The sequence below is a fragment of the Pseudomonas sp. Irchel 3A7 genome (assembly GCF_900187565.1).
In the GTDB taxonomy this organism is placed as follows: domain Bacteria; phylum Pseudomonadota; class Gammaproteobacteria; order Pseudomonadales; family Pseudomonadaceae; genus Aquipseudomonas.
This window is the reverse complement of the sequence record NZ_FYED01000001.1, coordinates 1-26,414: the sequence shown is the minus strand read 5'-3', so window position 1 is coordinate 26,414 and position 26,414 is coordinate 1. Positions and strand designations below refer to the sequence as shown.

Below are 26,414 nucleotides of genomic sequence, written 5' to 3'. Positions count from 1 at the left end.
GAAGGCGGTAGCACATTCAATATTGTTGTGACCGACAAATCGCTTTCGCGAGCAGGCTCGCTCCCACAGGGATCGGCTCAACTTCGAGGAATGTCATCAGGAGCTTTTCATGACTCAACTGCGCCGCGTCGCGATCATCGGTGGTAACCGGATCCCCTTCGCCCGCTCCAACGGCCCGTACGCCACGGCGAGTAACCAGGACATGCTCACTGCCGCGCTCGAAGGATTGATCGAGCGCTACAACCTGCATGGCCTGCGAATCGGCGAGGTGGCCGCGGGCGCGGTCCTCAAATTGTCGCGGGACATGAACCTGACCCGCGAGTGCGTACTCGGTTCGCGACTGTCGCCCTCGACGCCTGCCTATGACATTCAGCAGGCTTGCGGCACCGGGCTGGAAGCGGCGCTGCTGGTGGCGAACAAAATCGCCCTGGGCCAGATCGAATGCGGTATTGCCGGAGGTGTCGATACCACCTCCGATGCGCCGATCAGTGTCAGCGAGGGTCTGCGCAAGATCCTGCTGCAAGCCAATCGCGCCAGGAGTACCGGCGACAAACTGAAAAGCTTCCTGCAATTGCGCCCCCGCCACCTGATCCCTGAATTCCCGCGCAACGGCGAACCGCGCACCGGTTTGTCCATGGGGCAGCATTGCGAGTTGATGGCCCAGACCTGGAATATTTCCCGTGAAGAACAGGATCAACTGGCCCTGGAAAGTCATCAGAAACTGGCCGCGTCCTACGCAGAGGGTTGGCACAACGATTTGATCACGCCGTTCCTTGGCCTGACCCGTGACAACAATCTGCGCCCGGACCTGAGCCTGGAAAAACTCACCTCGTTGAAAACAGCGTTCGAGAAGAGTGCCAAGGGCACCCTGACCGCCGGCAACTCCACACCGCTGACCGATGGTGCGTCGCTGGTGTTGTTGGGCAGTGAGGAATGGGCCAGGGAACGCGGCTTGCCGATCCTCGCCTATCTACGTGATGGCGAGGCGGCGGCGGTGGATTTCGTCAACGGTGCCGAAGGCCTGTTGATGGCGCCGGCGTATGCGGTGCCGCGGTTACTGGCGCGTAACGGGCTGACGCTGCAGGACTTCGACTACTACGAAATCCACGAAGCCTTCGCCGCGCAAGTGCTCTGCACGCTGAAGGCCTGGGAAGATCCGCAATACTGCAAAAGCCGCCTGGGCCTCGACGCGCCGCTGGGCTCGATCGATCGCAGTCGACTCAACGTCAAAGGCAGTTCACTGGCGGCGGGCCATCCGTTCGCTGCCACGGGTGGGCGCATTGTTGCCAACCTGGCGAAGTTGCTGGATGCGGCGGGGAAGGGGCGGGGACTGGTTTCGATTTGTGCGGCGGGGGGGCAGGGTGTCACAGCAATCATCGAACGTTAATCGCAAAAAATGAGTGAAACCCTGTGGGAGCGAGCCTGCTCGCGAAAGCGGTGTGTCAGCCAGCACCAACGTCGACTGACACTCCGTCTTCGCGAGCAGGCTCGCTCCCACAGAGGGCTATCGGTGTTGAATAGATGAGTGACATGGCTTAGCGTCGCGTTATCCGCCGTCCCGCAACACAAGGCCATTCAATGCCGACCAACGGACAAGTCTCCCTCGAACGCAGCATCCCACCCCTCACCGCATTACCGCGTCCGCTGTACGCCCGGGTGGAGAGCCTCAATGCCGGCTCCTGGACACCGTCCCATCGCCACGACTGGGTGCAATTTTCCTACGCCATCAGCGGGGTTCTGGGCGTGCACACCGCTGAGGGCAGCTTCTTCGCGCCGCCGCAGTGGGGGATCTGGATTCCGGCGGATCTTGAGCATCAGGTGGTGACGTCGATGCGCGCCGAAATGCGCAGCCTGTATGTACGTCGCGAGGATTGCCCGTGGGCGGACGAGCGTTGCCGGGTGCTGGAAGTGACGCCGTTGGCCCGGGAACTGATCAAGAGTTTTTGCCTGCTGCCCGTGGAATATCCACAGGGCGACAGCCAGGAAGCGCGACTGGTGAGCGTGCTGCTGGATCAGTTGGCAGCGCTGCCGGAGGTCGGCTTCTCCCTGCCGTTGCCCCGCCATGAACGGTTACTGGGGTTGTGCAACGAACTGATCGAAAACCCCGAAAGCGGCGTGACCTTGCAGGCGTGGGCAGAGCGTTTGGGCACGTCGGAGAAAACCCTGATGCGGCTGTTTCAGCGCGAAACCGGGTTGAGCTTTCGTGGCTGGCGCCAGCGCATGCGCTTGTTGTCGTCGTTGAGTTTGCTGGAGGAGGGGGACAGCGTGACCAATGCCGCACTGGCCTGTGGGTATGATTCGACGTCGGCGTTTATTGCGGCGTTCAAAGGCCTGTTCGGGTTTACCCCGGGAGAATTGTTTCGGCAGTAAAGGCCTCTTCGCGAGCAGGCTCGCTCCCACAAGGACAGCGAATAACCCTGTGGGAGCGAGCCTGCTCGCGAATGGCCGCGAAGCGGCCACCGGGATGTTGAATCAGGTACGGAACCGCCGCACCAACCCATCCAGTTCATTGGACAACCCGGCCAGGCTCTGGGAATCCAGCCGCGCCGAGTTTGCCAGTTCGGCCACCAATTGCGCATCGCCATGGATCTGGCTGATGTGCCGGTTGATGTCTTCGGCCACCTGGTGCTGTTGTTCCGCCGCCGTGGCGATCTGGGTGTTCATGTCGCGGATCACGTCCACCGATTCGCGAATCTGCCCGAAGCTGCTGCGAGCTTCGCCGATGCGCGTCACCGATTGCTGCGACACTTCCAGGCTGGCATGCATCTGCTGTGTCACCTGGCTTGTGCGTTTGGCCAGGTTACCCAGCAGCCCGTCAATTTCCGCCGTGGAATCCGCCGTGCGCTTGGCCAACGCCCGCACTTCGTCCGCCACCACCGCAAAACCACGGCCTTGCTCTCCGGCCCGTGCTGCTTCGATGGCGGCGTTCAACGCCAGCAGGTTGGTCTGTTCGGCGATCGAGCGAATGGTGCCGAGGATCGACTGAATGTCATTGCTGTCGCGCTCCAGCTGTTGCATCGACTGGGCCGACTGTTCGATTTCCTGGCTCAGGCGATCCACGCTGCTCACGGCGGCGTCGATCTGCTGCTGGCCTTCGCGGGCCTGGCGCTGGCCGCTGTCGGCCGACTCGGCGGCCTGGCTGCAAGAGCGGGCCACTTCGTTGGCGGTGGCAACCATTTCGTGGAACGCCGTGGACACCATGTCCACCGCTTCACGCTGGCGTCCGGCGGCTTCGGCCATGTCGCTGGAGACTTGGGTCGAACTCTTGGAGGTGGCCAGGATCTTGGTCGCGGCGCCGCCGATGTTCTGGATCAGGTTGCGGATCGCGGTCAGGAACTGGTTGAACCAGTTGGCCAGTTGCGCGGTTTCGTCGCTGCCACGCACTTGCAGGTTTTTGGTCAGGTCGCCTTCACCTTGGGCGATGCCTTCCAGGCCATCGGCCACGCTGCGGATCGGACGCACGATGACACTGGCGAAACTGGCGCCGACAATGGCGAAGATCACCGCCAGCACGGCTGCGATGATTGCGATCAACCAGGTCAGTTGGGTCGCGGTGCTCATTACGTCGTTTTGTTTGATCAGGCCGATGAAAGTCCAGCCCAGTTGCTCCGACGGCCAGACGTTGGCCATGTAGCGCTCGCCATTGAGTTCGACTTCGACCAGGCCTTTGCCGGCCTTGGCCAGTTGGGCATAACCCTCGCCGAGGCTGCCCAGGGCCTTGAAGTTGTGCTCCGGTTGTTTCGGATCGACCAGCACGGTGCCGGAGTTTTCCAGCAGCATCAGGTAGCCGGTTTCGCCGAGCTTGATCTGTTTGACCAGTTCGGTGAGTTGTTTGAGCGACACGTCGATACTGACGACACCGCCATTGGTGCCCAGCTTGTTGTCGATGGTGCGTACGGTACTGACGTAGGTCGTATCATTTTCGGCCCAGTAGTAGGCCTCGGTACGGAACGGCTTGCCCGGTTTGGCCTGGGCCGCCTTGTACCACGGACGCTGGCGCGGGTCGTAGTTGGCCAGCTTGGCATCGTCCGGCCACGACACGTAACCACCGGCGGCGGTGCCGAGGATGGCGTAGGCGTAGGATGGATGTGCGTTGCCCAGGTCCTGCAGGAAGCCAAAGACTTTTTTGTCCATCTCGCCTTGAGGAATGCTGGCGGCGTTGGCGTTCATGTAGGTCTTGAGGCTGTCGTCAGAGTTCGTGATCAGCGGTTGCTTGGCCAGGTATTCGACGTTCTGGCTGATGCCGTCGAAAAACAGTTGCATGGCATTGCTGACCTGACGGATTTCGCGACCGCTGTTGTCGACGAATTCGTCCTTGGCATCACTGCGCAAGTTCAGCACAACGAGGGTGGCGACCAGCACCACGGGCAAGCAGGCGATGATTGCAAACGCCCAGGTCAACTTCTGTTTGATGTTCATCCGCGCTCCAGATTTTCTTGTAGGCCCACGCAGTGCAGATGACTCGCGGTTTATTGGCAGCCGTAAACGTTGTTGATCAACCCTGTTCCCTGAGGGCGGCATCGTTATTGTTGTAGAAACGATTGTCGGACAAATCAGTTTGTCACTCAGGGCTTCGGCTGTTGCTTGCGGAAATTGAGGGTTGTTTTGAAAAATCACGCGAACGGTACGTCGGCACCCCCTCCCCCGATTGGATGGATTGCCGTATAACGAATGACTTTCGCGTGTTTGGTAATAAAGGACCCACAATAAAAGCTGATGAAGACTCCAAAACGCATTGAACCCCTGATCGAGGACGGTCTGGTCGACGAGGTGCTGCGCCCACTCATGAGTGGTAAAGAAGCAGCTGTTTACGTGGTGCGCTGCGGTAACCAGTTACGTTGCGCGAAGGTCTACAAGGAGGCGAACAAACGCAGTTTTCGTCAGGCGGCCGAATACCAGGAAGGCCGCAAGGTGCGCAACAGCCGTCAGGCCCGGGCCATGGCCAAGGGTTCCAAGTTTGGCCGCAAGGAAGCCGAAGACGCCTGGCAGAACGCCGAAGTGGCGGCACTGTTCCGCCTGGCCAACGCCGGTGTGCGGGTACCCAAGCCGTATGACTTCCTCGAAGGCGTGCTGCTGATGGAATTGGTGGCCGACGAGTACGGTGATGCCGCGCCGCGCCTGAACGACGTGGTACTGGAACCGGACCAGGCACGCGAATATCACGCCTACCTGATTTCTCAGATCGTGCTGATGTTGTGCACCGGTCTGGTGCACGGTGACCTGTCCGAGTTCAACGTCCTGCTGACCCCGACCGGCCCGGTGATCATCGACTTGCCGCAAGCGGTGGACGCGGCGGGCAACAATCACGCGTTCAGCATGCTGGAGCGGGACGTGGGCAACATGGCGTCCTACTTCGGGCGGTTTGCCCCGGAGTTGAAGAAAACCCGGTACGCCAAGGAAATGTGGGCCCTGTACGAGGCGGGCACCTTGCACCCGGCCAGTGTCCTGACCGGTGAGTTCGACGAACCGGAAGAACTGGCGGACGTCGGCGGCATCATGCGCGAGATCGAGGCCGCACGCCTGGATGAAGAGCGCAAACAAGCGGCCCGTGCCGCAGACGATGCGCCACCGGGCAAAACCGAAGAACCGCCTCCGCCCTGGATGCAGTGATCGGTTAATCAAAAAACCGGCTTCGGCCGGTTTTTTGTGCGCAACACAAAACCCAATGTGGGAGCGAGCCTGCTCGCGAAAACGTCGGCACATCCAACATCAGTGTGTCAGGCAGTCCGCTTTCGCGAGCAGGCTCGCTCCCACAGGGACGCCCGTGGCAATCAGGCCGAAACCGGTTTGGCACAACACCCCGACTCCAGATTCTTGAGAATCGGACAATCCGGTCGATGATCGCCCTGGCAATGCTCGACCAAGTCCTGCAACGTATCGCGCAATTGCCCAAGTTCACGAATCTTCTGGTTCAACTCGTCGATGTGCTGTCGGGCCAAGGCCTTCACATCGGCACTGGCACGCTGGCGGTCCTGCCAGAGGGTCAGCAGCTTGCCGACTTCTTCCAGGGAAAACCCCAGGTCCCGGGATCGCTTGATGAACGCCAGTGTGTGCAGGTCGTCATCGCTGTACACCCGGTAACCGCTGTCGGTGCGATGGGCCGCCTTGAGCAAACCGATGGACTCGTAGTAACGGATCATCTTCGCGCTAAGTCCGCTGTGGCGGGCCGCTTGGCCGATGTTCATCGTTTGTCCTCCAGATCCTCGGGTTTCCAGGTTTTCAACAGTAGCGCATTGCTCACCACGCTCACACTCGACAACGCCATCGCCGCACCGGCCAGCACCGGATTGAGGAAGCCGAAGGCCGCCAGGGGAATGCCGATCAGGTTATAGACGAAGGCCCAGAACAGGTTTTGCCGGATCTTCGCATAGGTCTTGCGGCTGATCTCCAGCGCCGCCGGTACCAGGCGCGGATCGCCGCGCATCAGGGTGATCCCGGCGGCGTGCATGGCCACGTCGGTGCCGCCGCCCATGGCAATGCCGATATCCGCCGCGGCCAGAGCAGGTGCATCGTTGATGCCGTCGCCGACCATCGCCACTACCCCTGTTTTTTTCAGAGCGGCGACTTCGGCGGCTTTGTCCGCAGGCAGGACTTCGGCGTGTACGTTCGTGATGCCCAAAGCATCGGCCACCACTTTGGCGCTGCCACGGTTGTCGCCTGTCAGCAAGTGACTGCTGATATGACGTGCGTTGAGTTGTTGCACGGCTTGCAATGCGCCAGGCTTGAGCGTGTCACCGAAAGCGAACAATCCCAGTACGCGCGGCGTGGGGTTTTGCTCGATCAGCCAGGACAGGGTCCGGCCTTCGGTTTCCCAGGCAGTGGCCGAACCGGCCAATTCGCCTGCGCTCAATCCGCTCTCTTGCAGCAGGCGCCGATTACCCAGCGCCATTCGACGGCCATCAAGACTGCCGGCAATGCCGCGCCCTGTCAGGGACTGACTGTCGCTGACATCGGCCACGGTCAGGCCGCGTTGTGCACACTCATCCAGCACAGCCTTGGCCAGCGGATGCTCACTGCCGCGTTGCAAGGCGCCGGCCAGTTGCAGCAGGCGGGAATCGTCACCGTCGATGGCACTCAGGTGGGCGATGCGCGGGGCGCCGGAGGTCAGGGTGCCGGTCTTGTCGAACACCACCGAACTGACTTCATGTGCACGCTCCAGCGCTTCGGCGTCCTTGATCAGAATCCCATGACGCGCCGCCACCCCGGTGCCGGCCATGATCGCCGTCGGCGTGGCCAGGCCCAATGCACAAGGGCACGCGATCACCAGTACAGCCACGGCATTGATCAGCGCGGTTTCCAGGGGCGCGCCATACAGCCACCAGCCGATCAAGGTCGCGAGAGCCAGCAGCAGGACCACCGGCACGAAGATCTGGCTGACTTTGTCCACCAGTTTCTGAATCGGCGCCTTGGCTGCCTGGGCGTCCTCAACCAGGCGAATGATGCGTGCCAGCACGGTTTCCGCGCCGAGTGCCTGGGTGCTAACCAGCAGGCGACCTTCACCATTGATCGCGCCGCCGGTGACTTTATCGCCAGGTTGCTTGGGGACCGGCAGGCTTTCGCCGCTGATCAGCGCTTCGTCGGCATGGCTCTGGCCGTCGACCACCTCACCGTCCACCGGGAAGCGTTCACCGGGTTTGACCAATACCAGATCATTGAGGCGCAGGGCGCTGATGGCGACTTCCTGCTCGCGGCCGTCAATCACCTGAATCGCCCGCTCCGGGCGCAGCGCCTCCAGGGCGCGAATGGCGCTGGCGGTCTGGCGCTTGGCGCGGCTCTCCAGGTATTTGCCCAGCAGCACCAAGGCGATCACTACCGCCGAGGCTTCGAAATACAGGTGCGGCATGCGCCCGGCGGCGGTGGCCCATTCATAGACGCTCAAGCCATACCCGGCGCTGGTGCCCAGGGCGACCAGCAGGTCCATGTTGCCGGCACCGGCGCGCACGGCTTTCCACGCCGCGACATAGAACCGCGCGCCGAAAATGAATTGCACCGGCGTGGCCAACGCGAATTGCACCCAGGCCGGGAGCATCCAGTGCACGCCGAAGGGTTGCAGCAGCATCGGCAATACCAGCGGCAAGGCAAGGGCAATGGCCGCGATCAAGGCCCAGCGCTCGCGATGCAGGCGGGCCTGTTGGGTATCGATGGGCGGATGTTCGGCTTCCCACACGCTGGCGGCGTAACCGGCCTTGGTCACGGCGGCGATCAAGGTTTGTGCATCGACATGCCCGAGCAGCTCCAGATGCGCGCGCTCGTTGGCCAGGTTCACGCTGACGCTCTTCACCCCCGGCACTTTGTTCAGTGCCCGTTCGACGCGGCCGACGCAGGACGCGCAGGTCATGCCGTCGATGCTCAGTTCCAGACTTTGCTGCGGCACGCGGTAACCGGCATTTTCCACAGCCGCCATCAGCGCCGGGAGGCTGTCGACAGGCGCCTGGACCCGTGCCTGCTCAGTGGCCAGGTTGACGCTGACAGCACTGGCGCCGATGACTTTGCTCAAGGCGCGCTCGACACGCCCGGCGCAACTGGCGCAGGTCATGCCAGCAATCGGCAGATCGAAAGTGGTGGATTCGGACATCGGTTGCACTCCCTGTAGAAGATGTCTACAGGATCAACCTTGCCATGCTGGCAAGGTCAAGCACCCATCTGCGGATTGTCGCAGGTCAAATGTGGGAGCGAGCCTGCTCGCGAAAGCGGTCGTCCAATCAGCATCATCGTTGACTGACACACCGCCTTCGCGAGCGGGCTCGCTCCCACAAGGGATTTGTTTCAGTAACCCAGGCCCGCACGCTTGAGATACATCCCTTCCTGCGTCATCGCAATCCGGTACTTCTGCACATCCCCGGCGCGCAGCGTGATGTTCTGCGAACCCGGTGCCAGCATGCCCGGGTTACAGCCTGGCACCTGGCCCGGCAGCAGTTTGAGGCGCAGGGACACGTTGCCCGGGGGCAGGTTGAACGAGGTGCTTTGCTCCTGGAACAGCCGCGCCGACAGTTGATCGTGGATGTACACGCCGATCTCGCAGTTGGTCGCGACTTCCAGCCGTTCGCGGGAAATGATCAGCACGCCATAGTCCTCCCCGGCGGCTTGGGCCGAAGGCATGGCGGAGAAGAGGCTGAGGAAGCCAAACAGGCTGAAAACTGACCAGCGCATGGCTGAATCTCCTGAGATCGAGTCATTGATGGACGCAGCTTGGCCGAGCGCGGCGACGATTGCCAGCCCGGCAGATCACTGCAGAACTTGACCTTGCCATGGTGGCAAGCTCGACACTGCGGGCAACCTCACTCAAACGCTTCACTAAAAGGAGTTGTCCCATGCAAGTATTCAATGTTGAAGGCATGTCCTGCGGTCACTGCGTCCGGGCCATCACCCAGGCCGTCCAGGCCAAAGACCCGGCGGCCAGCGTGCGCGTCGACCTGGCGGCGAAAGAAGTCGGCGTCGAGTCCGCGTTGAGCGCCGATCAAGTGATCGCGGCGATCAGCGAGGAAGGCTATGGCGTGAAACTGGCCTGATTTTTAATAGTTAGCGAGCTATCGGAATGTTCAAGGCGTCCTTGCGCGGCTAGACTGTCGGCCTGCCGACCTCTGTCCCACTGGATGCCTGATGAACTTTCGTACAATCCTGATTCTTGGCGCCTTGAGCGCATTCGGTCCGCTGGCGATCGATTTCTATCTGCCAGCGTTTCCGGCGATGGCGCTGGCTTTCGGTACGGACGAAAAACACGTTCAACTGACCCTGGCCGCTTATTTTTTGGGGTTGTCCATTGGTCAGCTGGCTTACGGGCCGGTGGCGGATCGTTTCGGGCGACGCCTTCCATTGTTGACCGGAGTCGGACTGTTTACCGCCGCTTCACTGGCGTGTGCCTACGCACCGAATCTGGAATGGTTGATCGGCGCGCGGTTTATCCAGGCGCTGGGCGGTTGCGCAGGGATGGTGATTGCACGGGCGGTAGTCAGCGATAAATGCGATGCGGTGGGCTCGGCCAAGGTCTTTTCGCAGTTGATGCTGGTGATGGGGCTGGCACCGATTCTGGCGCCGATGCTGGGCGGTTTGTTGGTCAATACCACCGGTTGGCAATCGATCTTCCTGGTGTTGACCGGTTTCAGCGCATTGGCCGGATTGGCCGTTGCCCTTGGCTTGCCGGAAAGCATGCCCGCGCATGTTCCACGTCAGCCCTTGTCGGGGGCATTGCGTCAGTACGGTCGCCTGTTGAAGGATCCGGTATACCTCGGTCATGCGCTGACCGGCGGCATCGCTATCGCCGGAATGTTTTCCTACATTGCGGGTTCACCGTTCGTCTTCATCAAACTCTATGGCATACCGGCGGAGCATTTTGGCTGGTTCTTCGGCGCCAATGCCGCCGGTTTCATTCTGGTGGCCCAGATCAATGCGCGGCTATTGGCCAAGCGCGGACCTGCGTCCCTGCTGACACGCACCGTGTGGATTTATCTCGGTGCCGGTCTGGCACTGCTCGCTGTCAGCGCGCTGCATACCGAGCAGCTCTGGCCGTTGCTGCTTCCCTTGTTTGTCTGCATTGCCAGCCTGGGTTGTATTCTGCCTAACGCTTCGGCCTGTGCCATGAACGGCCAGGGCGCCCGGGCCGGCAGTGCATCGGCAATGATGGGCTGCCTGCAATTCAGCGTGGCCGCCGGCGCTGCCGCGCTGGTGGGCGTTTTGCACGACGGCAGCGCCATGCCGATGGCCATGGTCATCAGCCTGTGCGGTGTTCTGGTGGTGAGCGTGGCGATGCTCACCCGACGGTTGCAAAATGCCCGGGCATTGGCGCAAGCCCAGGTTTGAGGGCGGACTCAGCCAACAGCGCGCTGCTGACGGTCGGGAATCTGATGGGGGGCGTGCAATCGCGCTTCGAGGGTATTGGTGAAGGCACGGGCTTCGGCTTCGCTGCGGAATGTCACCGCATGTTGGTCCAGGCGGACCTGCCACTGGGATTTTGCCAATTCTTTTATCAGGATCTTCATTACTGACCTCCTCATGTAAAAGATTGTCTCGCAGAGGTTTCGATTGTAGTCCTGAATACGATCACCATTGTGACAAGGGTCAACTGTCGGACTGACGGTTTGTAACAAAAAATCATCGCACGGAAAAATGCAGGAACCGGCGCAACCGGCGATCGTTTCAGGCCGTAAAACCAGCGTCGAAAGATCGCAGACTGCGCCAGCTTCTACAACAATCTAGAACCCTTCCAGCACGATCTTGCCCTTGGATTTGCCGCTTTCCAGCAGGGCATGTGCACGACGCAGATTGGCCGCATTGATGGTGCCGAAGTGCTCGCCAACCGTGGTTTTCAATGTCCCGGCATCGATCAGGCGCGCCACGCGGTTGAGCAGGTTGTGCTGCTCAATCATGTCTGCGGTTTCGAACAGCGACCGGGTGTACATGAACTCCCAGTGCAGCGACAGGCTCTTGCGCTTGAGCTTGGTCACGTCCAGGGTTTTCGGGTCATCGATCAGTGCCAGTTTGCCCTGCGGCGCCAGCGCCTCGACCAATTGATCCAGGTGATGATCAGTCTGGGTCAGGCTGGCGACGTGAGTCACCTGATCGATGCCTGCGCGCTTGAGTTTCTCGCTCAGCGGCTGGCTGTGATCGATCACCACATCGGCGCCCAGCGCTTTCACCCAGCTCTGGGTCTGCGGACGTGAAGCCGTGCCAATGACGTTCAGTGCGGTGAGCTGTTTCGCCAGTTGCGTGAGAATCGAACCGACACCGCCAGCGGCGCCGACGATCAGCAGGCTCTGGCCTTCATCGGTTTTTCCTTCGCGCACTTTCAGGCGTTCAAAGAGCAATTCCCACGCAGTGATCGCAGTCAACGGCAGGGCGGCGGCTTCGGCGAAACCGAGGGTTTTCGGCATATGGCCGACGATCCGCTCATCCACCACGTGCAACTCGCTGTTGCCGCCGGCGCGGGCGATGGAGCCGGCGTAGAACACCTTGTCGCCGGCCTTGAACAGGGTCACGTCACTGCCGACCGCCTTGACGACGCCGGCCACATCCCAGCCCAGCACTTTTGCGGCGCCGCCTTCAGGCTGGACGTTCTGCCGGACCTTGGTGTCCACCGGGTTGACCGAAATGGCTTTGACCTCCACCAACAAATCGCGGGGGCCGGCGACCGGCTCCGGCAATTCAACGTCTTGCAGGGCTTTTTCGTCGCTGATCGGCAGGGACGCGTAATAGGCAATGGCTTTCATCACAGGCTCCGAAAGTTAATAGAGAAAGAAATCAGGCGAGGGTACGCAGGCGCTTGAGTTCGAAGTGTTCGAGAAAGTCACCGGCCTTGGCGCGAAAGTTCTGGATATGCGTACTGGCGTCATGGGCTTGCAGGGCTTCGTCACTGCTCCAGTGTTCGATCATGTAGAAGGCCAGGGGATTGGCCAGGTCCTGATGCAAGTCGTATTGCCCACAACCGGCTTCGGCGCGGGTCGGCTCAATCAGTGCCCGCAGGTGCTGTTCAAGGGCATTCTGCTGGCCGGGTTTGGCGATGAGGGTGGCGATAGCGGTAAAAGGCTGGGACATCGGTAACTCCGGGAACGGGCTGATTTCGATGGGCAGATGATTGGCTATTTCTCCTGAAGATAAAAGCCGCTAAAAGAGCAGTCTCTTTCAATATTTTTTTGATAATCGGAGTTTAGATGCTGCGTTTCGATGACTTGCAGCTGTTCGTGCGGGCGGCGGACCTGGGCAGTTTGTCGGCGGCCGCGCGGGGCATGGACATGTCGGCGGCGGTGGCCAGTGCGGCGTTGAAACGCATCGAGCAACAACTGGGCGCCCGTTTGCTCACCCGCTCGACCCGCAGCCTGCGCCTGACCGCCGAGGGCGAAGGGTTTCTTGAGTATGCCCGGGCAGCCCTGGGCAACCTCGACGAGGGACGGCGTTTATTGGCCCGTGGCCAGGATCAGGTCAGCGGCGTGTTGCAGTTGTCGGCGCCTTCGGACTTCGGTCGTAACTTGCTGCTGCCCTGGCTGGACGAGTTTCAGCGCGAGCACCCCAAGCTCACCGTTCGTTTGTTGCTGGGTGATCGCATCGCCGATCTGTTCCGCCAACCGGTGGACATTGCCCTGCGCTACGGTGAACCGGAAGATTCCAGCCTGGTGGCGCTACCCATCGCCCCGCAAAACCGGCGCGTGCTCTGTGCGGCACCGAGTTACCTGGCCCGGCATGGCGAGCCGCGGCAATTGGAGCAATTGGCCCAGCATAATTGCCTGCTGTTCATGCTCGGCAGCCGGGTCCACGATCACTGGAGTTTTCACGACGGCAAACGCGAAGTCGGCCTGACCGTCAGCGGTGATCGTTTCAGTGACGATGCCGATGTCGTGCGGCTGTGGGCCATTGCGGGCGCCGGGATCGCCTACAAGTCGTGGCTCGATGTGGCCGCCGATGTGCTCGCCGGCCGATTGAAAGTGCTGATGCCGGAACTGCTTTGTGAGCGCGCTCCGCTGAATCTGCTGTGCGCCCATCGCGCACAATTGAGTAAGCCGGTGAACCTGTTGCGGGAAATGCTTGCCAGCCGATGCGCCCGGTTGAGCAGTCATTTTCCGGGGTTCTCGAGAATCGGTCATTAGTCGCAGGAAAAAAGCGAAATTTCCCTCAGGAACTATCACCACCAGCGGTTTACGGAGGGCAGGAACCGACGGTCAACCCGCCTATACTAGCGTTCGCCTCATGTACGCACCGTCTTTCGCAGACAGCAGTAGACGAAACGATTCAACAGGGAGTGAATTCATGGAACATGCACCTTGCATCAGCCAGATAGCCACCTTACTGGCTGACCCCAAGCGCAGCGCAATGATGTGGGCCTTGATGGACGGCTCGGCGCGCCAAGCCGAAGAATTGGCCCTATTGGCCGGTCTGTCACCGTCTTCGGCCAGCGCCCACCTCGGACGCTTGTCCGCCGGTGGTCTGTTGAAAGTCGAAACCCGGGGACGCAAACGCTTCTTCCGCCTGGCCGCACCCGAAGTCGGCGCCGCGATCGAAGCATTGGCAAGCGCGACGCTGGCCAGCACGCCTCGGGAAGTCCCGGATATTTTCCAATACTCCACACCTCTTGCCAAACCCCAGGCCAGGCGCTCGTCCTTGTTGCGCGCCCGGCTTTGCGATGACCATCTGGGAGGCACCCTCGCCGCCGACCTGTACCAGCGTTTGCTGGATGCGGGCTGGATTGAACAGTTCGATCAACGGGTCATGATCACGCTCAAGGGCTCCACCGAACTGGCGGCGCGGGGTGTATTCATCCAGGCGTTGGCCCATCGCAATGGCAAGTCTGCCTGTGCCTGTCCCGACTGGAGCGAACGACGCCCGCACATGGGTGGTTCGCTGGGAGCAGCGTTATTGCAGTTGTTCATGCAATCGGGCTGGCTGAGTCTGCCCTACGATTCACGGGCCTTGCAGGTCACCGCGGCGGGGCAGCGTGAAATCCACCGGTTCGCCAAGGAAACAGAGCTGGAGATGGTGCTGTAGGGTCCTTTAATGGCCTGGGTTTTGGCTCAGGCCCTGTGGGAGCGAGTCTGCCCGCAAATGCGCTCTTCCAGTCGACATCATCGTTGACTGACGCACTGTTTTCGCGAGCAGGCTCGCTCCCACATTGGATCTGCGCCGGTCTTACGGTTTGACCAACCGAGCATCCAGGCTGTTTTGCGCCAGGCGTTTGGCCTGATCCTGGGTCATGCCCAGATCGGTATACAGCGCATGGAAATTCTCGGTGACGTAACCGCCGAAGTACGCCGGGTCGTCCGAGTTCACGGTCACTTTCACGCCGCGTTCGAGCATCTCGAGGATGTTGTGCTGCGACATGTGATCAAACACACACAACTTGGTGTTGGACAGCGGGCATACGGTCAGCGGGATCTGCTCGTCGATGATGCGCTGCATCAAGCGTTCGTCTTCGATGGCGCGTACGCCATGGTCGATGCGCTGGATTTTCAGCAGGTCGAGGGCTTCCCAGATGTACTCGGGCGGGCCTTCTTCACCGGCATGGGCGACGGTCAGGAAGCCTTCGCCACGGGCACGATCGAATACCCGCTGGAACTTGCTCGGCGGGTGACCCATTTCAGAACTGTCCAGGCCTACCGCGACAAATGCGTCACGAAACGGCAGCGCCTGGTCGAGGGTTTTCTGTGCCTGTTCTTCGCTCAAATGACGCAGGAAACTCAGGATCAGACCGCTGGTGATGCCCAGTTGCTGTTCACCGTCCTTCAAGGCGGCGGCGATGCCGTTGAGCACCACTTCGAACGGGACGCCCCGGTCGGTGTGGGTCTGCGGGTCGAAGAACGGTTCGGTGTGAATCACGTTCTGTTCTTTACAGCGCAGCAGGTAGGCCCAGGTCAGGTCGTAGAAATCCTGGGAAGTGCGCAGCACGTCGGCGCCCTGGTAATACAGGTCGAGGAATTCTTGCAGGTTATTGAAGGCATAAGCCTTGCGCAGGGTTTCGACATCGCTCCACGGCAAAGCGATCTTGTTGCGTTCGGCCAGGGCGAACAGCAGCTCGGGCTCCAGCGAACCTTCCAGGTGCAAGTGCAATTCTGCCTTGGGCAGTGCGTTCAGCCAGTCGTACATATTCTTTTCTCATCAGGTGCAGATGGTGGGCATTCTACAGACGCTAGCAGAAACAATTGGCAAAACCTGACCGAAAGGTTCATTGCGCCGGGCCGGAGTATTTTCCGCTGCGCTAAGGTGTAACGAAACGTTAGCGTCCCACCGCAGTCAGTCGCTTAACCGCTTCTCCACGGCAAAAAGGCCCGTCATGCTCACGATCTTCAAGCAAGAAACCTTTCTGTTGCTGGCCCTGATCGCCGCCATCGTTGCATTCGCGCTGGAGCATTGGCTACTGCACAGCGGGCAGGGCGTTGCGCTGAGCGCCGGGCTGGTGCTGATTGCGTTTATCGTCGCCGCCTCGATGCGCGTCGCCCATCAGGCCGAGTTGTTGGCGGAAAAAGTCGGTGACCCCTATGGCACCATGATTCTGACCCTGGCGGCGGTGCTGGTGGAAGTGGTGATCCTGGCGATCATGATGAGCAACGAAGCCTCGAAGACACTCGTGCGCGACACGATCTATTCGGCCGTCATGCTCGATATCAACGGCATCCTGGGCCTGGCGGCGTTGATGGGTGGCCTCAAGCATGGTGAACAGTCCTACAACGATGATTCGGCACGCAGCTACAGCGTGATGATCCTCACGGCCATGGGGGTGTCGATGGTGGTGCCCGAGTTCATTCCCGAAACCAGCTGGAAGCTCTATTCGGCGTTCACCATCGGCGCGATGGTGGTGCTTTACGCGTTGTTCCTGCGCATGCAGGTCGGGCCGCACAGTTACTTTTTCAGTTACAGCTACCCGGAAAAGCGCCGCAAGAAGGAGCCCCCGGAAGAAGAGCCGGCACCGGTCAACCTGACGTTGTCCATTAGTATTCTGGTGTTCGGGGTGGTGGTGATTGGCGCATTGGCCGAAGTGATGTCCAAGACCCTGGATCTGGGGCTGGAAGGATCAGGTGCACCGCCAGTGATTACGGCGATCCTGGTGGCGGCGATCTCCGCGGCGCCGGAGATTATGACGGCGTTGCGCGCGGCGTTGGCCAACCGCATGCAGTCAGTGGTCAACATCGCGTTGGGCGCGTCGCTGTCGACAGTCATCCTGACGGTGCCGGTGATGGAAGCGATGGCGCTCTACACCGGCCAGCCCTTCCAGATGGCCATGACCCCGGTGCAGACCGTGATGATCTTCATCACCCTGATCGTCAGTGCGATCAACCTCAACGATGGAGAAACCAATGCCATCGAGGGGATGACGCACTTTGTGCTGTTTGCGACGTTCATCATGTTGTCGTTGCTGGGTCTCTGAAAACAGCACAAACCCCTGTGGGAGCGAGCTTGCTCGCGAAAGCGGCGGGTCAGGCAACCTATTTGTAGACTGACACGCCGCATTCGCGAGCAAGCCCGCACACATTGGGATCAGTGTTGTGTCAGGTACCCGCGATCAACTGCCGGGCCGCCTGGCTGTGATCGGCAATCAACCCCTTCAAATCCAGCCCCTCGACCTGCCCGTCAATCACTCGCCACTTGCCACCCACCATCACTCGATCCGCCCGGTCCGCGCCGCACAACAGCAGTGCCGACACCGGGTCGTGGCTGCCGGAGAATCGCAGCTCATCGAGCTTGAACAGCGCCAGGTCAGCCTGCTTGCCTACTGCCAATTCGCCAATGTCGCTGCGACCGAGCAACTGCGCCGATCCCTTGGTGGCCCAGCCCAGCACGCGTTCCGGGGTGATCTTCTCGGCGCCGTAGCGCAGGCGCTGGATGTACAGCGCCTGACGTGCTTCGAGGATCATGTTCGACGCGTCGTTGGAAGCCGAGCCATCCACACCCAGGCCCAGCGGCGCGCCGGCGTCGGTCAGTTCGATACTGGGACAGATGCCTGAAGCCAGGCGCATGTTCGAACTCGGGCAATGGCAGATGCCGGTGCCGGCCGCGCCGAGGCGGGTGATTTCGTCGGGGTTGAAGTGGATGCCGTGGGCCAGCCAGGTACGCGGGCCGAGCCAGCCGACGCTGTCCAGGTAATCCACGGTTCGCAGGCCGAAGCGTTGCAGGCAGAAGTCTTCTTCATCGAGGGTTTCCGCCAGATGCGTGTGCAGGCGCACATCGAGTTTGTTGGCCAGTTCGGCGCTCGCGGACATGATTTCCGGCGTGACCGAAAACGGCGAGCAAGGCGCCAGGGCGATCTGGATTTGCGCGCCGTCACCGCGTTCGTGGTATTGGGCGATCAAGCGCTGACTGTCGTCGAGAATCACCTGGCCTTCCTGTACGGTCTGTTGCGGTGGCAGCCCGCCGTCCTTTTCGCCGAGGCTCATCGAACCGCGGGTCAACATGGCGCGCATGCCCAGTTCGCGAACGCTCTCGACTTGCACGTCGATGGCGTTTTCCAGGCCTTGTGGAAACAGATAATGGTGGTCGGCTGCCGTGGTGCAACCGGACAGCAGCAACTCGGCCAACGCGACTTTGCTGGCGAGGGCGAGTTTTTCAGGGGTCAAGCGTGCCCAGACCGGGTACAGGGTTTTCAGCCACGGGAACAACGGCTGGTTGACCACCGGCGCCCAGGCACGGGTCAGGGTCTGATAGAAGTGATGGTGGGTGTTGATCAGCCCCGGCAGGATTACATGCTCGCGGGCATCGAAGACTTCATTGCAAGGTGTGGAGGGCAGCTGGCCCAGGCTGAGCACTTCGACGATCACACCGTCTTGCAGCACCAGGCCGCCACGGGCATCGAGACCATTGGCCGTGAAAATGGCGAGGGGATTTTTTAACCAGGTACGGGTCGCAGGCATGTTGGCCGGCTCCTCTGAAAGTTGGGTTCAGGGTTGCCAGCTCAGTGTTGCCCTGTCTGCTGATCCAGGGTCGCCGGGGAGGCGAGGTGCGAAGTGTCGAACAAAATCGCGTTACGGGCAAGCTTCGCCCGACAGGGGCGACGAACAACCCTGTGGGAGCGGGCTTGCCCGCGAAAGCGGTGTGACAGACACATTTTCGTTGGATGTGCCGCCGTCATCGCGGGCAAGCCCGCTCCCACAGTGGACGGTGGGTTACCAGGGAATAGTCTCACCCCGATAATTCACAAAATGATGCCCGCCCTTGCCGACATAGGCATTCACCTGCTCGACCAATCCGCGCGTACTCGTTTCCACATCGATATCGGCGCCTTCACCGCCCATGTCGGTTTTCACCCAGCCCGGGTGCAGCGACAGCACAGTGAGTTTTTGCTCGCCCAATTGCGTGACGAAGCTATTGGTCATGGAGTTCAGTGCGGCTTTGCTGGCCTTGTACAACGCCAGTTCCGGTGCGTCGGGCATGGTTACGCTGCCGAGTACCGAACTCATGAACGCCAGCACACCGGTGTCTGGACGAATCTGGCTGACGAAGCGCTGGGCCAGGTTGATCGGTGCCACGGCGTTGGTGAAAAACAGCTGCCCAACTTCGGCCAGCGTCGCACCGCCCGGTGTCTGCACGTCTGGCCCCTTGACCCCGGCATTGACGAACAGCAGGTCGAACACTTCGCCCTTGAGTTGCTGACTCAAGGCGATCACCGCCTGCTGATCGTCCATGTCGAGTTTCTCGACCCGCACTTTACCCAAAGCCTGCAAGGCTTCGGCGTTTTGCGGATTGCGCACGGTGGCGGTGACTTGCCAGCCGTCGGCCAGCAGGGTTTTCACCAGACCGAGGCCGAGCCCCCGGGAGGCACCGATGATGAGTGCGTTTTTTGCCGTGGACATGTGTGCTTCCTTGATAGTTGAGAATCACGGATTCAGTGGACAGCGTTGGCCAAGACGTTGCTGCAATTCGTCTCGCAGCGTACTCAGTTCGGCCATGCGGTTTTCGATCAGCTTGAGCTTGTCTTGCAGCAACTGTGTGACCGCGCTGTCCGGATCGGGCGACTGCCATAACGCAGCGACGTTATGACCGATCTCACCCAAGGTAAAGCCCAATCGTTGGGCCGTCTTGATGTACAGCACCAGTTGCACGGTGTCGGCCGGGTAATCGCGATAACCGTTGGCGCTGCGTTGCGCTGCGATCAATCCGCGTTGTTCGTAGAAGCGCAGCGTGTCGCGACTGACTTCGCTGGCCCGGGCTAATTCACCGATGCGCATCATGACATCTCGAGAGGGCTTGACCCTGGAGCATACTCCAGGCTTTAGCCTTGTTGCTCCCTGAATTGATGGAGCAAGGTCAATGTGGACTACAACGCAATATCGTCAACTGGTGCGCGGCAGTGCGTGGTACGACTTGATCGTCACGGCTGCGTTTGCCACGCCGTGGAGCTTTGCTGCGGTACACGGGCTTTTGTTGAGTCTGAGCCAGGCTTTCAACCTGCCCGGCGAGCTGCCACCGTTCGAGCCGGTGCACATGCTGATGGCGAATCTGCTGGGGTCGATTGTTTGCGTGTGGGCGGTGCTGCGTATTCGTGATCCGCAGCAGGTGTATGGGCGGTATGACGCGGTGGCGAGGTTCTTGTTTGCGGCTTGGCAGGTTTATGCACTGGCTCATGGTGCGAGTTGGCTTTTGGCGATCTTCCTGTTCTTTGAGTTGGCGTGGGGAGTTGTTCAAATATTGCCGGTAAAGCAGCTATCCAAATCAGGGCTGGCACCACTTGAGGGCAAGGCTGACGGGAGGGCTTCAGATGTGCTCAATATAAGCTGATCAAAAAATGAGCAACCTATGGCGGGCCATGCCGGATAGGGTGTCGAGAGACCCATGAACGGGTTATCCACAGATTGCTCCACAGTATTTGTGCGCAAGCGCAAAAGTCGGGCATAAGCGCAAGGCGGCTATCTTCTAAAGGTGATAAACCGCTCTAAGTCTATGTTTTTTCGTGAATTTTATCTTTTTGATGGCGATTTGGACGAAAAGTGAGCAAAGCCCGCAAAGCCGCATGACAGAAGGGTTACAGCGGTATGTGCTCAGGTTATCCACAGCCGGGTGCACAGCAGATGTGGGCAACTGTCAGATGCATCGACAATGGGAATGCCCCAAAAGATCGCAGCCATGCAGAGCAGCGAAGGCTGCGATCTTCAAATCTTTAACGCTCCAGCAAAATCCGCCCGCGGCTCAAATCGGCGAGGTGCGATTGCAACGTGGCGATCTGCTCCTCACCGACCGCCAACTGCAACTCAACGCCATTGGCCGTGAAATCCTCTTGAACGATCAGTCCTCCGAGTTCCGCGACCCTCAGTTTGACCAGCGCAAGTTCGCCAAACGCGCAGGCACAACGTAGCGGCACCCGACTGATCAACTCGATCTTCGGCGCCGCTTGCAGGCATTTGTTGGCACCACCGCCATAGGCCCGGGCGAGTCCGCCGGTGCCCAGTTGAATGCCGCCATACCAGCGAATCACCAACACCGCGACCTGATCGCAATCCTGCGCGTCGATCGCTGCCAGTATCGGCCGGCCAGCAGTGCCCCCCGGTTCGCCGTCATCGGTGCTGCGGTACTGATCACCGAGCTTCCACGCCCAGCAATTGTGCGTGGCGTTCAGGTCGCTGTGCTGTTCGATGAACGCCTGGGCTTCAGCGGGGCTGCCGATTGGCGCGGCGAAGGTAATGAAGCGGCTTTTGCGGATCTCTTCGCGGTATTCGCAAAAGCCACTGAGGGTAAAAGGCATAAGCGTCTTAAATGGTTGGCTTCAGGCCGCAGCCTTTGAGAATGATGTGGATCAGGTTGTTGCCGGCGTCTTCCATATCCTGCTTGGTCAACTTGGAGCGACCGGTGACACGGCAGATCTGCGTAGCGAAGTCGGCGTAATGCTGGGTGCTGCCCCACAGCAGGAAGATCAGGTTGACCGGATCGACCGGGTCCATTTTGCCAGCGTCGATCCATGCTTGAAACACCGCGGCCCGGCCCTGGAACCAGGCGCGGTAGTCCTGATTGAAATACTCGGTCAGGCATTCGCCACCGCTGATGACCTCCATGGCGAAGATTCGCGAGGCTTGTGGCTGGCGTCGTGAAAACTCCATCTTGGCGCGGATGTAGCGGGTCAACGCTTCGGCCGGATCGTCCTCGGCAGTCAGGGTGTTGAAGGTGCTGTCCCACAACTCGATGATGTTGCTCAACACCGCCACGTACAAACCGAGCTTGTTGGTGAAGTAGTAATGCAGGTTTGCTTTTGGCAACCCGGCATTCAGGGCGATGGTGTTCATGCTGGTGCCTTTGAACCCGTGACGGGCGAACTCGTCTTCGGCGGCTTTGATGATGGTCTCTTCGTTCTTCTGACGAATTCGGCTGGCGGGTTTGCCGCCGTGAGCTGGGACTTCAAAGGTCATAGGCACTTCCGGTCAGGTGGGTGGGTGCGGCCAGTGCGTTGATAGCGCACCCATAAGTTACACACAAGTCCTGAGACGATAATTCCAGGACTGCCACCCTACAGGTACGGTGCTGTCAGCGCGTTGCCGCCAGGCTCTCGAGAAAACTTTCCAGCACCAGATGAGGGCGGCGGCCCTTGCGCGTGACCGAGGCGAGGCTCAAGTCATAGAAGCGCGCCTGTGGTTTCAGCGCACGCAATCGACCCTGTTGCACCCAGAGGCTGGCGTAATGATCCGGCAGATACCCGATGTAGCGCCCGGTCAGGATCAGGAAGGCCATGCCTTCACGGTCCGACGCACTGGCGGTGCAATTGAGCGCCTGGTAGTGGGCCTGGATGTCCGCTGGCAAACGGAAGGTCGGTGCGATGGCGTCCTGATGGTTGAGGCGCGCATCGTCCAGTTGCTTGTCATCGACATAAAACAGCGGGTGGCCAACCGCGCAATACAGCAGCGAGCGTTCACTGTAGAGCGGTTGATATTCCAGCCCCGACAGCGCACTCGCCTGCGGTACCACGCCGACGTGCAAGCGACCGTCGAGCACGCCTTGCTCCACTTCGTTGGGGGCGATCATGCGGATCTGGATCTGCACGTCCGGCCCGCGCTCCTTCAATTGCGCCAGGGCATGGGTAATGCGCATGTGGGGCAGGGTGACCAGGTTATCGGTGAGTCCGATGGTCAGTTCTCCCCGCAAGTGCTGGTGCAGGCCATTGACCTCGGTACGGAAACTTTCCAGCGCACTCAATAGCTGCAGAGCCGATTGATAAACCTCGCGGCCTTCTTCGGTCAGGGAAAAGCCGGCGCGGCCACGTTGGCACAGGCGCAAACCGAGGCGCTGCTCCAGATCGCTCATCTGTTGGCTGATCGCCGAGCGGCCAATGCCAAGCACGCTTTCGGCTGCAGAAAAACCACCGCATTCGACCACGCTGCGAAAAATCCGTAGCAGGCGTATGTCGAAGTCGCTGACTTGCGCCAGTGGATCGGGGCGGCGGCTGCTCATGGTTGTTACTCGATAGTTTAGTAGAAAGCTGACTAAAGGTTACAAAAGTTGAATTTCACCGACTTTATCCCCGTGGCAATTTAGCTGCAACACCGGTTTTCAATCCCTACGCCGCTTATTGCCTTGCGAGGTTTCCCGATGAACTTGCCTGAAAACGCCCCGACTTCCCTGGCCAGCCAGCTCAAGCTCGACGCGCACTGGATGCCATACACCGCCAACCGTAACTTTCAGCGCGATCCGCGTTTGATTGTGGGCGCCGAAGGCAGCTGGCTGATCGACGACAAGGGCCGCAAAGTCTATGACTCGCTGTCGGGTCTGTGGACTTGCGGCGCCGGGCACACCCGTAAGGAAATTCAAGAGGCGGTGGCCAAGCAGCTGGGCACCCTCGACTACTCGCCAGGCTTCCAGTACGGTCACCCACTGTCCTTCCAGCTGGCAGAAAAAATCACTGACCTGACCCCGGGCAACCTGAACCACGTGTTCTTCACCGACTCCGGCTCCGAGTGTGCCGACACGGCCGTGAAGATGGTGCGTGCCTACTGGCGCCTCAAAGGCCAGTCGACCAAGACCAAGATGATCGGTCGCGCCCGTGGCTACCACGGCGTGAACATCGCCGGCACCAGCCTCGGTGGCGTCAATGGCAACCGCAAGCTGTTCGGTCAGGCGATGATGGACGTCGATCACCTGCCGCACACATTGCTGGCGAGCAACGCTTACTCGCGCGGCATGCCGGAGCAGGGCGGTATCGCACTCGCCGATGAGCTGCTCAAACTGATCGAACTGCACGATGCTTCCAACATCGCCGCCGTGTTCGTCGAGCCATTGGCCGGTTCCGCTGGCGTGCTGGTTCCGCCACAGGGTTACCTCAAGCGTCTGCGCGAGATCTGCGATCAGCACAACATCCTGCTGGTGTTCGACGAAGTAATCACCGGCTTCGGCCGTACTGGCACTATGTTCGGTGCCACAACCTTCGGTGTGACCCCGGACCTGATGTGCATCGCCAAGCAAGTCACCAATGGCGCGATCCCGATGGGCGCGGTGATTGCCAGCTCCGAGATCTACCAGACCTTCATGAACCAGGCGACGCCTGAGTACGCGGTGGAATTCCCTCACGGCTATACCTATTCCGCCCACCCGGTGGCGTGCGCCGCGGGCCTGGCAGCACTCGACCTGCTGCAAAAGGAAAACCTGGTACAGAGCGTGGCCGAAGTCGCACCGCATTTCGAAAATGCGCTGCATGGCTTGAAAGGCACAAAAAACATCATCGACATCCGCAACTATGGCCTGGCCGGTGCCATCCAGATCGCACCGCGTGACGGCGATGCCATCGTGCGTCCATTCGAAGCGGGCATGGCGCTGTGGAAAGCCGGGTTCTACGTGCGCTTCGGCGGTGACACCCTGCAGTTCGGCCCAACCTTCAACAGCAAGCCACAAGACCTTGATCGTCTGTTCGACGCGGTCGGCGAAGTGCTGAGCAAGATCGACTGATTTCTCCCTCTATATAGATGCAAACGACAGGCGCCCTGAAGCGGCGCCTGTGGACAACTTTTTCAGGAGCTTCCATGAGCGTTATTCCGCATTTGATCAATGGTGAGCTGGTTACCGAAACCGGTCGCAGCACTGACGTGTTCAACCCGTCCACCGGCCAGGCTATCCACAAGCTGCCGCTGGCCAGCCGCGAAACCATTCAACAAGCCATCGATGCTGCCAAAGCCGCGTTCCCGGCCTGGCGTAACACACCAGCGGCCAAGCGTGCCCAAGTGATGTTCCGTTTCAAGCAGCTGCTGGAGCAAAACGAATCGCGTATTGCCCAACTGATCAGCGAAGAGCACGGCAAGACCCTGGAAGACGCTGCCGGCGAATTGAAGCGTGGTATCGAGAACGTTGAATTCGCTTGCGCTGCACCGGAAATCCTCAAGGGCGAATACAGCCGTAACGTCGGCCCGAACATCGATGCCTGGTCGGACTTCCAGCCACTGGGTGTAGTGGCCGGTATTACACCGTTCAACTTCCCGGCCATGGTGCCGCTGTGGATGTATCCCTTGGCGATCGTGTGCGGCAACTGCTTCATCCTCAAGCCGTCCGAGCGTGATCCGAGCTCGACATTGCTGATTGCGCAACTGCTGCTGGAAGCCGGTCTGCCGAAAGGTGTGCTGAGCGTGGTTCACGGAGACAAGGCTGCAGTGGATGCGCTGATCGAAGCCCCGGAAGTCAAAGCCCTGAGTTTCGTGGGTTCGACACCGATTGCCGAATACATCTACGCCGAAGGCACCAAGCGTGGCAAGCGTGTCCAGGCACTGGGCGGGGCGAAGAACCATGCGGTGCTGATGCCGGATGCGGATCTGGATAATGCCGTCAGTGCACTGATGGGCGCCGCTTACGGTTCCTGCGGGGAGCGCTGCATGGCAATCTCGGTGGCTGTCTGCGTGGGTGATCAAGTTGCCGATGCGCTGGTGGCCAAGCTGACGCCGCAGATCAAGGCGCTGAAAATCGGCGCGGGCACTTCGTGCGGTCTGGACATGGGGCCTCTGGTCACCGGCCAGGCGCGAGACAAGGTCAGCGGTTACGTCGAAGACGGCGTAGCGGCGGGCGCGACGCTGGTAGTGGACGGTCGTGGCCTGAGCGTAGCCGGTCACGAAAATGGCTTCTTCCTCGGTGGCTGCCTGTTCGACAACGTCACGCCAGAGATGCGCATCTATAAGGAAGAGATCTTCGGGCCGGTATTGTGCGTTGTCCGGGTTAACAGCCTGGAAGAGGCGATGCAACTGATCAACGATCATGAATATGGCAACGGCACCTGCATCTTCACCCGCGATGGGGAAGCGGCGCGGTTGTTCTGCGATGAGATTGAAGTCGGTATGGTCGGTGTCAACGTGCCGTTGCCAGTCCCGGTGGCTTATCACAGCTTCGGCGGTTGGAAGCGCTCGTTGTTTGGTGACCTGCATGCTTATGGTCCGGATGGCGTGCGTTTCTACACCCGCCGCAAAGCCATCACCCAGCGCTGGCCACAGCGCGCGAGTCATGAAGCGTCGCAGTTCGCGTTCCCTAGCTTGTAATTAGAAGGGAAGAAGGCCGGCCTCTTTAGGCCGGCCTTCGCGTTTTTGGGGCTTTTTTGACCTATGTGACAGATTTATGAAAATAGCTGTTGACGGCAGATCTCAGGTGTCTATAATTCGCCCCACTTCCGGCGCAGTCGAAACGGAAAACTCCTTGGTAAACAATGAGTTACGCAGTTTTCGGCAGCGGGTTGCTTCAGGTCATCGAAGCCGAAAGGAAGTTGAAAAAGAGGTGTTGACAGCAGCGAGTAACGCTGTAGAATTCGCATCCCGCTGACGAGAGATCGAAAGCGCAAGTGGTTGAAGTTACAAAGGATTCTTTGAAAACTTCTGAAAATAACCGCTTGACAGCAAATGAGGCTGCTGTAGAATGCGCGCCTCGGTTGAGGCGAAAGCTCTTAACCAACCGCTCTTTAACAACTGAATCAAGCAATTCGTGTGGGTGCTTGTGGTATCAGACTGCTAGTCAACAGATTATCAGCATCACAAGTTACTCCGCGAGAAATCAAAGATGTA

25 protein-coding genes and 1 pseudogene are annotated in these 26,414 nt (G+C 60.0%); 11 read left to right on the top strand and 15 right to left on the bottom strand.

Annotated elements, in window-relative coordinates; genetic code table 11:
* The first annotated feature begins 109 nt into the window (after window positions 1-109).
* Entirely contained in the window at window positions 110-1,387 is a 1,278-nt protein-coding gene (locus CKW21_RS00130; RefSeq protein WP_095192007.1) for an acetyl-CoA C-acetyltransferase, read from the top strand.
* Between the two features lie 191 nt (window positions 1,388-1,578).
* A complete protein-coding gene (locus tag CKW21_RS00120; protein WP_095192005.1) occupies window positions 1,579-2,370 on the top strand; it encodes a helix-turn-helix transcriptional regulator in 792 nt (263 codons plus the stop codon).
* A gap of 102 nt (window positions 2,371-2,472) precedes the next feature.
* Here the strand turns inward: CKW21_RS00120 and CKW21_RS32100 are convergent, their stop codons facing one another.
* Window positions 2,473-3,201, bottom strand: coding sequence for a methyl-accepting chemotaxis protein (locus CKW21_RS32100; RefSeq protein ID WP_371917492.1), 729 nt, complete (start codon window positions 3,199-3,201; stop codon window positions 2,473-2,475).
* A 129-nt stretch (window positions 3,202-3,330) separates the two neighbouring features.
* Window positions 3,331-4,263, bottom strand: a pseudogene (locus CKW21_RS32095) (cache domain-containing protein); the annotation flags it as partial.
* A 453-nt stretch (window positions 4,264-4,716) separates the two neighbouring features.
* Here CKW21_RS32095 and CKW21_RS00110 point away from each other — a divergent pair.
* Window positions 4,717-5,610, top strand: a complete 894-nt coding sequence (locus CKW21_RS00110; RefSeq protein ID WP_095192003.1) for a PA4780 family RIO1-like protein kinase — start codon at window positions 4,717-4,719, stop codon at window positions 5,608-5,610.
* 161 nt (window positions 5,611-5,771) lie between these two features.
* On the opposite strand, the gene cueR is transcribed toward CKW21_RS00110, so the two are convergent.
* The 3 genes from cueR to CKW21_RS00095 form a co-directional block, all read right to left on the bottom strand.
* Complete coding sequence (cueR, locus tag CKW21_RS00105; protein WP_095192002.1) at window positions 5,772-6,185, bottom strand: Cu(I)-responsive transcriptional regulator; 414 nt, start codon at window positions 6,183-6,185, stop codon at window positions 5,772-5,774.
* Entirely contained in the window at window positions 6,182-8,575 is a 2,394-nt protein-coding gene (locus CKW21_RS00100; protein ID WP_095192001.1) for a heavy metal translocating P-type ATPase, read from the bottom strand. Before CKW21_RS00100 ends, cueR begins: the two co-directional genes overlap by 4 nt.
* Window positions 8,576-8,766: 191 nt before the next feature.
* Window positions 8,767-9,150, bottom strand: coding sequence for a hypothetical protein (locus CKW21_RS00095; RefSeq protein WP_095192000.1), 384 nt, complete (start codon window positions 9,148-9,150; stop codon window positions 8,767-8,769).
* A gap of 161 nt (window positions 9,151-9,311) precedes the next feature.
* On the opposite strand from CKW21_RS00095, the gene CKW21_RS00090 reads away from it, so the two are divergent.
* On the top strand, window positions 9,312-9,509 hold the full coding sequence (locus tag CKW21_RS00090; protein ID WP_095191999.1) for a heavy-metal-associated domain-containing protein: 198 nt from the start codon (window positions 9,312-9,314) through the stop codon (window positions 9,507-9,509).
* A 91-nt stretch (window positions 9,510-9,600) separates the two neighbouring features.
* On the top strand, window positions 9,601-10,797 hold the full coding sequence (locus CKW21_RS00085; RefSeq protein ID WP_095191998.1) for a multidrug effflux MFS transporter: 1,197 nt from the start codon (window positions 9,601-9,603) through the stop codon (window positions 10,795-10,797).
* 8 nt (window positions 10,798-10,805) lie between these two features.
* Here the strand turns inward: CKW21_RS00085 and CKW21_RS31425 are convergent, their stop codons facing one another.
* From CKW21_RS31425 to CKW21_RS00075, 3 genes are all read right to left on the bottom strand, one after another.
* Window positions 10,806-10,976: a hypothetical protein gene (locus tag CKW21_RS31425; protein ID WP_008066222.1), complete on the bottom strand. Its 171-nt coding sequence runs from the start codon at window positions 10,974-10,976 to the stop codon at window positions 10,806-10,808.
* 213 nt (window positions 10,977-11,189) lie between these two features.
* Complete coding sequence (locus tag CKW21_RS00080; RefSeq protein ID WP_095191997.1) at window positions 11,190-12,203, bottom strand: zinc-binding alcohol dehydrogenase family protein; 1,014 nt, start codon at window positions 12,201-12,203, stop codon at window positions 11,190-11,192.
* A gap of 31 nt (window positions 12,204-12,234) precedes the next feature.
* Window positions 12,235-12,528, bottom strand: a complete 294-nt coding sequence (locus CKW21_RS00075; RefSeq protein WP_095191996.1) for a putative quinol monooxygenase — start codon at window positions 12,526-12,528, stop codon at window positions 12,235-12,237.
* A gap of 116 nt (window positions 12,529-12,644) precedes the next feature.
* Here CKW21_RS00075 and CKW21_RS00070 point away from each other — a divergent pair, with 116 nt between their 5' ends.
* Together CKW21_RS00070 and CKW21_RS00065 are read left to right on the top strand one after the other, a co-directional pair.
* On the top strand, window positions 12,645-13,574 hold the full coding sequence (locus CKW21_RS00070) for a LysR family transcriptional regulator (RefSeq protein ID WP_095191995.1): 930 nt from the start codon (window positions 12,645-12,647) through the stop codon (window positions 13,572-13,574).
* A gap of 160 nt (window positions 13,575-13,734) precedes the next feature.
* Window positions 13,735-14,469, top strand: a complete 735-nt coding sequence (locus tag CKW21_RS00065; protein ID WP_095191994.1) for a helix-turn-helix transcriptional regulator — start codon at window positions 13,735-13,737, stop codon at window positions 14,467-14,469.
* A gap of 141 nt (window positions 14,470-14,610) precedes the next feature.
* On the opposite strand, the gene CKW21_RS00060 is transcribed toward CKW21_RS00065, so the two are convergent.
* Entirely contained in the window at window positions 14,611-15,564 is a 954-nt protein-coding gene (locus tag CKW21_RS00060; protein WP_095191993.1) for an adenosine deaminase, read from the bottom strand.
* Between the two features lie 187 nt (window positions 15,565-15,751).
* Here CKW21_RS00060 and CKW21_RS00055 point away from each other — a divergent pair, with 187 nt between their 5' ends.
* Entirely contained in the window at window positions 15,752-16,843 is a 1,092-nt protein-coding gene (locus CKW21_RS00055) for a calcium:proton antiporter (protein ID WP_095191992.1), read from the top strand.
* A gap of 121 nt (window positions 16,844-16,964) precedes the next feature.
* Here CKW21_RS00055 and CKW21_RS00050 read toward each other — a convergent pair whose 3' ends face one another.
* The 3 genes from CKW21_RS00050 to CKW21_RS00040 form a co-directional block, all read right to left on the bottom strand.
* The gene (locus CKW21_RS00050; RefSeq protein ID WP_095191991.1) at window positions 16,965-18,323 is read right to left on the bottom strand and encodes an 8-oxoguanine deaminase; all 1,359 of its coding nucleotides are present in this window, start codon (window positions 18,321-18,323) and stop codon (window positions 16,965-16,967) included.
* Between the two features lie 252 nt (window positions 18,324-18,575).
* Complete coding sequence (locus CKW21_RS00045) at window positions 18,576-19,262, bottom strand: SDR family oxidoreductase (protein WP_095191990.1); 687 nt, start codon at window positions 19,260-19,262, stop codon at window positions 18,576-18,578.
* Between the two features lie 24 nt (window positions 19,263-19,286).
* Window positions 19,287-19,637: a MerR family transcriptional regulator gene (locus tag CKW21_RS00040; protein ID WP_095192468.1), complete on the bottom strand. Its 351-nt coding sequence runs from the start codon at window positions 19,635-19,637 to the stop codon at window positions 19,287-19,289.
* 82 nt (window positions 19,638-19,719) lie between these two features.
* Between CKW21_RS00040 and CKW21_RS00035 the strand changes: the two genes are divergently transcribed.
* Window positions 19,720-20,187 (top strand): hypothetical protein, encoded by a 468-nt coding sequence (locus CKW21_RS00035; protein WP_095191989.1) that lies wholly within the window; start codon window positions 19,720-19,722, stop codon window positions 20,185-20,187.
* Between the two features lie 379 nt (window positions 20,188-20,566).
* Here CKW21_RS00035 and CKW21_RS00030 read toward each other — a convergent pair whose 3' ends face one another.
* The 3 genes from CKW21_RS00030 to CKW21_RS00020 form a co-directional block, all read right to left on the bottom strand.
* Window positions 20,567-21,148, bottom strand: coding sequence for a YigZ family protein (locus CKW21_RS00030; RefSeq protein ID WP_095191988.1), 582 nt, complete (start codon window positions 21,146-21,148; stop codon window positions 20,567-20,569).
* 7 nt (window positions 21,149-21,155) lie between these two features.
* Complete coding sequence (locus CKW21_RS00025) at window positions 21,156-21,806, bottom strand: TetR/AcrR family transcriptional regulator (RefSeq protein ID WP_095191987.1); 651 nt, start codon at window positions 21,804-21,806, stop codon at window positions 21,156-21,158.
* A gap of 115 nt (window positions 21,807-21,921) precedes the next feature.
* A complete protein-coding gene (locus CKW21_RS00020) occupies window positions 21,922-22,842 on the bottom strand; it encodes a LysR family transcriptional regulator (RefSeq protein WP_095191986.1) in 921 nt (306 codons plus the stop codon).
* A 138-nt stretch (window positions 22,843-22,980) separates the two neighbouring features.
* Between CKW21_RS00020 and CKW21_RS00015 the strand changes: the two genes are divergently transcribed.
* Window positions 22,981-24,330 (top strand): aspartate aminotransferase family protein, encoded by a 1,350-nt coding sequence (locus CKW21_RS00015; protein ID WP_095191985.1) that lies wholly within the window; start codon window positions 22,981-22,983, stop codon window positions 24,328-24,330.
* 74 nt (window positions 24,331-24,404) lie between these two features.
* A complete protein-coding gene (locus CKW21_RS00010; RefSeq protein WP_095191984.1) occupies window positions 24,405-25,898 on the top strand; it encodes a CoA-acylating methylmalonate-semialdehyde dehydrogenase in 1,494 nt (497 codons plus the stop codon).
* Window positions 25,899-26,414: the final 516 nt, after the last annotated feature.

Excerpts from the sequence above, each read along its gene's own strand:
- CKW21_RS00130 (WP_095192007.1), top strand. The coding sequence starts at position 110 with ATGACTCAACTGCGCCGCGTCGCGATCATCGGTGGTAACCGGATCCCC.
- CKW21_RS00120 (WP_095192005.1), top strand. The coding sequence starts at position 1,579 with ATGCCGACCAACGGACAAGTCTCCCTCGAACGCAGCATCCCACCCCTC.
- CKW21_RS32100 (WP_371917492.1), bottom strand. The coding sequence starts at position 3,201 with ATGGTGTCCACGGCGTTCCACGAAATGGTTGCCACCGCCAACGAAGTG.
- CKW21_RS00110 (WP_095192003.1), top strand. The coding sequence starts at position 4,717 with ATGAAGACTCCAAAACGCATTGAACCCCTGATCGAGGACGGTCTGGTC.
- cueR (WP_095192002.1), bottom strand. The coding sequence starts at position 6,185 with ATGAACATCGGCCAAGCGGCCCGCCACAGCGGACTTAGCGCGAAGATG.
- CKW21_RS00100 (WP_095192001.1), bottom strand. The coding sequence starts at position 8,575 with ATGTCCGAATCCACCACTTTCGATCTGCCGATTGCTGGCATGACCTGC.
- CKW21_RS00095 (WP_095192000.1), bottom strand. The coding sequence starts at position 9,150 with ATGCGCTGGTCAGTTTTCAGCCTGTTTGGCTTCCTCAGCCTCTTCTCC.
- CKW21_RS00090 (WP_095191999.1), top strand. The coding sequence starts at position 9,312 with ATGCAAGTATTCAATGTTGAAGGCATGTCCTGCGGTCACTGCGTCCGG.
- CKW21_RS00085 (WP_095191998.1), top strand. The coding sequence starts at position 9,601 with ATGAACTTTCGTACAATCCTGATTCTTGGCGCCTTGAGCGCATTCGGT.
- CKW21_RS31425 (WP_008066222.1), bottom strand. The coding sequence starts at position 10,976 with ATGAAGATCCTGATAAAAGAATTGGCAAAATCCCAGTGGCAGGTCCGC.
- CKW21_RS00080 (WP_095191997.1), bottom strand. The coding sequence starts at position 12,203 with ATGAAAGCCATTGCCTATTACGCGTCCCTGCCGATCAGCGACGAAAAA.
- CKW21_RS00075 (WP_095191996.1), bottom strand. The coding sequence starts at position 12,528 with ATGTCCCAGCCTTTTACCGCTATCGCCACCCTCATCGCCAAACCCGGC.
- CKW21_RS00070 (WP_095191995.1), top strand. The coding sequence starts at position 12,645 with ATGCTGCGTTTCGATGACTTGCAGCTGTTCGTGCGGGCGGCGGACCTG.
- CKW21_RS00065 (WP_095191994.1), top strand. The coding sequence starts at position 13,735 with ATGGAACATGCACCTTGCATCAGCCAGATAGCCACCTTACTGGCTGAC.
- CKW21_RS00060 (WP_095191993.1), bottom strand. The coding sequence starts at position 15,564 with ATGTACGACTGGCTGAACGCACTGCCCAAGGCAGAATTGCACTTGCAC.
- CKW21_RS00055 (WP_095191992.1), top strand. The coding sequence starts at position 15,752 with ATGCTCACGATCTTCAAGCAAGAAACCTTTCTGTTGCTGGCCCTGATC.
- CKW21_RS00050 (WP_095191991.1), bottom strand. The coding sequence starts at position 18,323 with ATGCCTGCGACCCGTACCTGGTTAAAAAATCCCCTCGCCATTTTCACG.
- CKW21_RS00045 (WP_095191990.1), bottom strand. The coding sequence starts at position 19,262 with ATGTCCACGGCAAAAAACGCACTCATCATCGGTGCCTCCCGGGGGCTC.
- CKW21_RS00040 (WP_095192468.1), bottom strand. The coding sequence starts at position 19,637 with ATGCGCATCGGTGAATTAGCCCGGGCCAGCGAAGTCAGTCGCGACACG.
- CKW21_RS00035 (WP_095191989.1), top strand. The coding sequence starts at position 19,720 with ATGTGGACTACAACGCAATATCGTCAACTGGTGCGCGGCAGTGCGTGG.
- CKW21_RS00030 (WP_095191988.1), bottom strand. The coding sequence starts at position 21,148 with ATGCCTTTTACCCTCAGTGGCTTTTGCGAATACCGCGAAGAGATCCGC.
- CKW21_RS00025 (WP_095191987.1), bottom strand. The coding sequence starts at position 21,806 with ATGACCTTTGAAGTCCCAGCTCACGGCGGCAAACCCGCCAGCCGAATT.
- CKW21_RS00020 (WP_095191986.1), bottom strand. The coding sequence starts at position 22,842 with ATGAGCAGCCGCCGCCCCGATCCACTGGCGCAAGTCAGCGACTTCGAC.
- CKW21_RS00015 (WP_095191985.1), top strand. The coding sequence starts at position 22,981 with ATGAACTTGCCTGAAAACGCCCCGACTTCCCTGGCCAGCCAGCTCAAG.
- CKW21_RS00010 (WP_095191984.1), top strand. The coding sequence starts at position 24,405 with ATGAGCGTTATTCCGCATTTGATCAATGGTGAGCTGGTTACCGAAACC.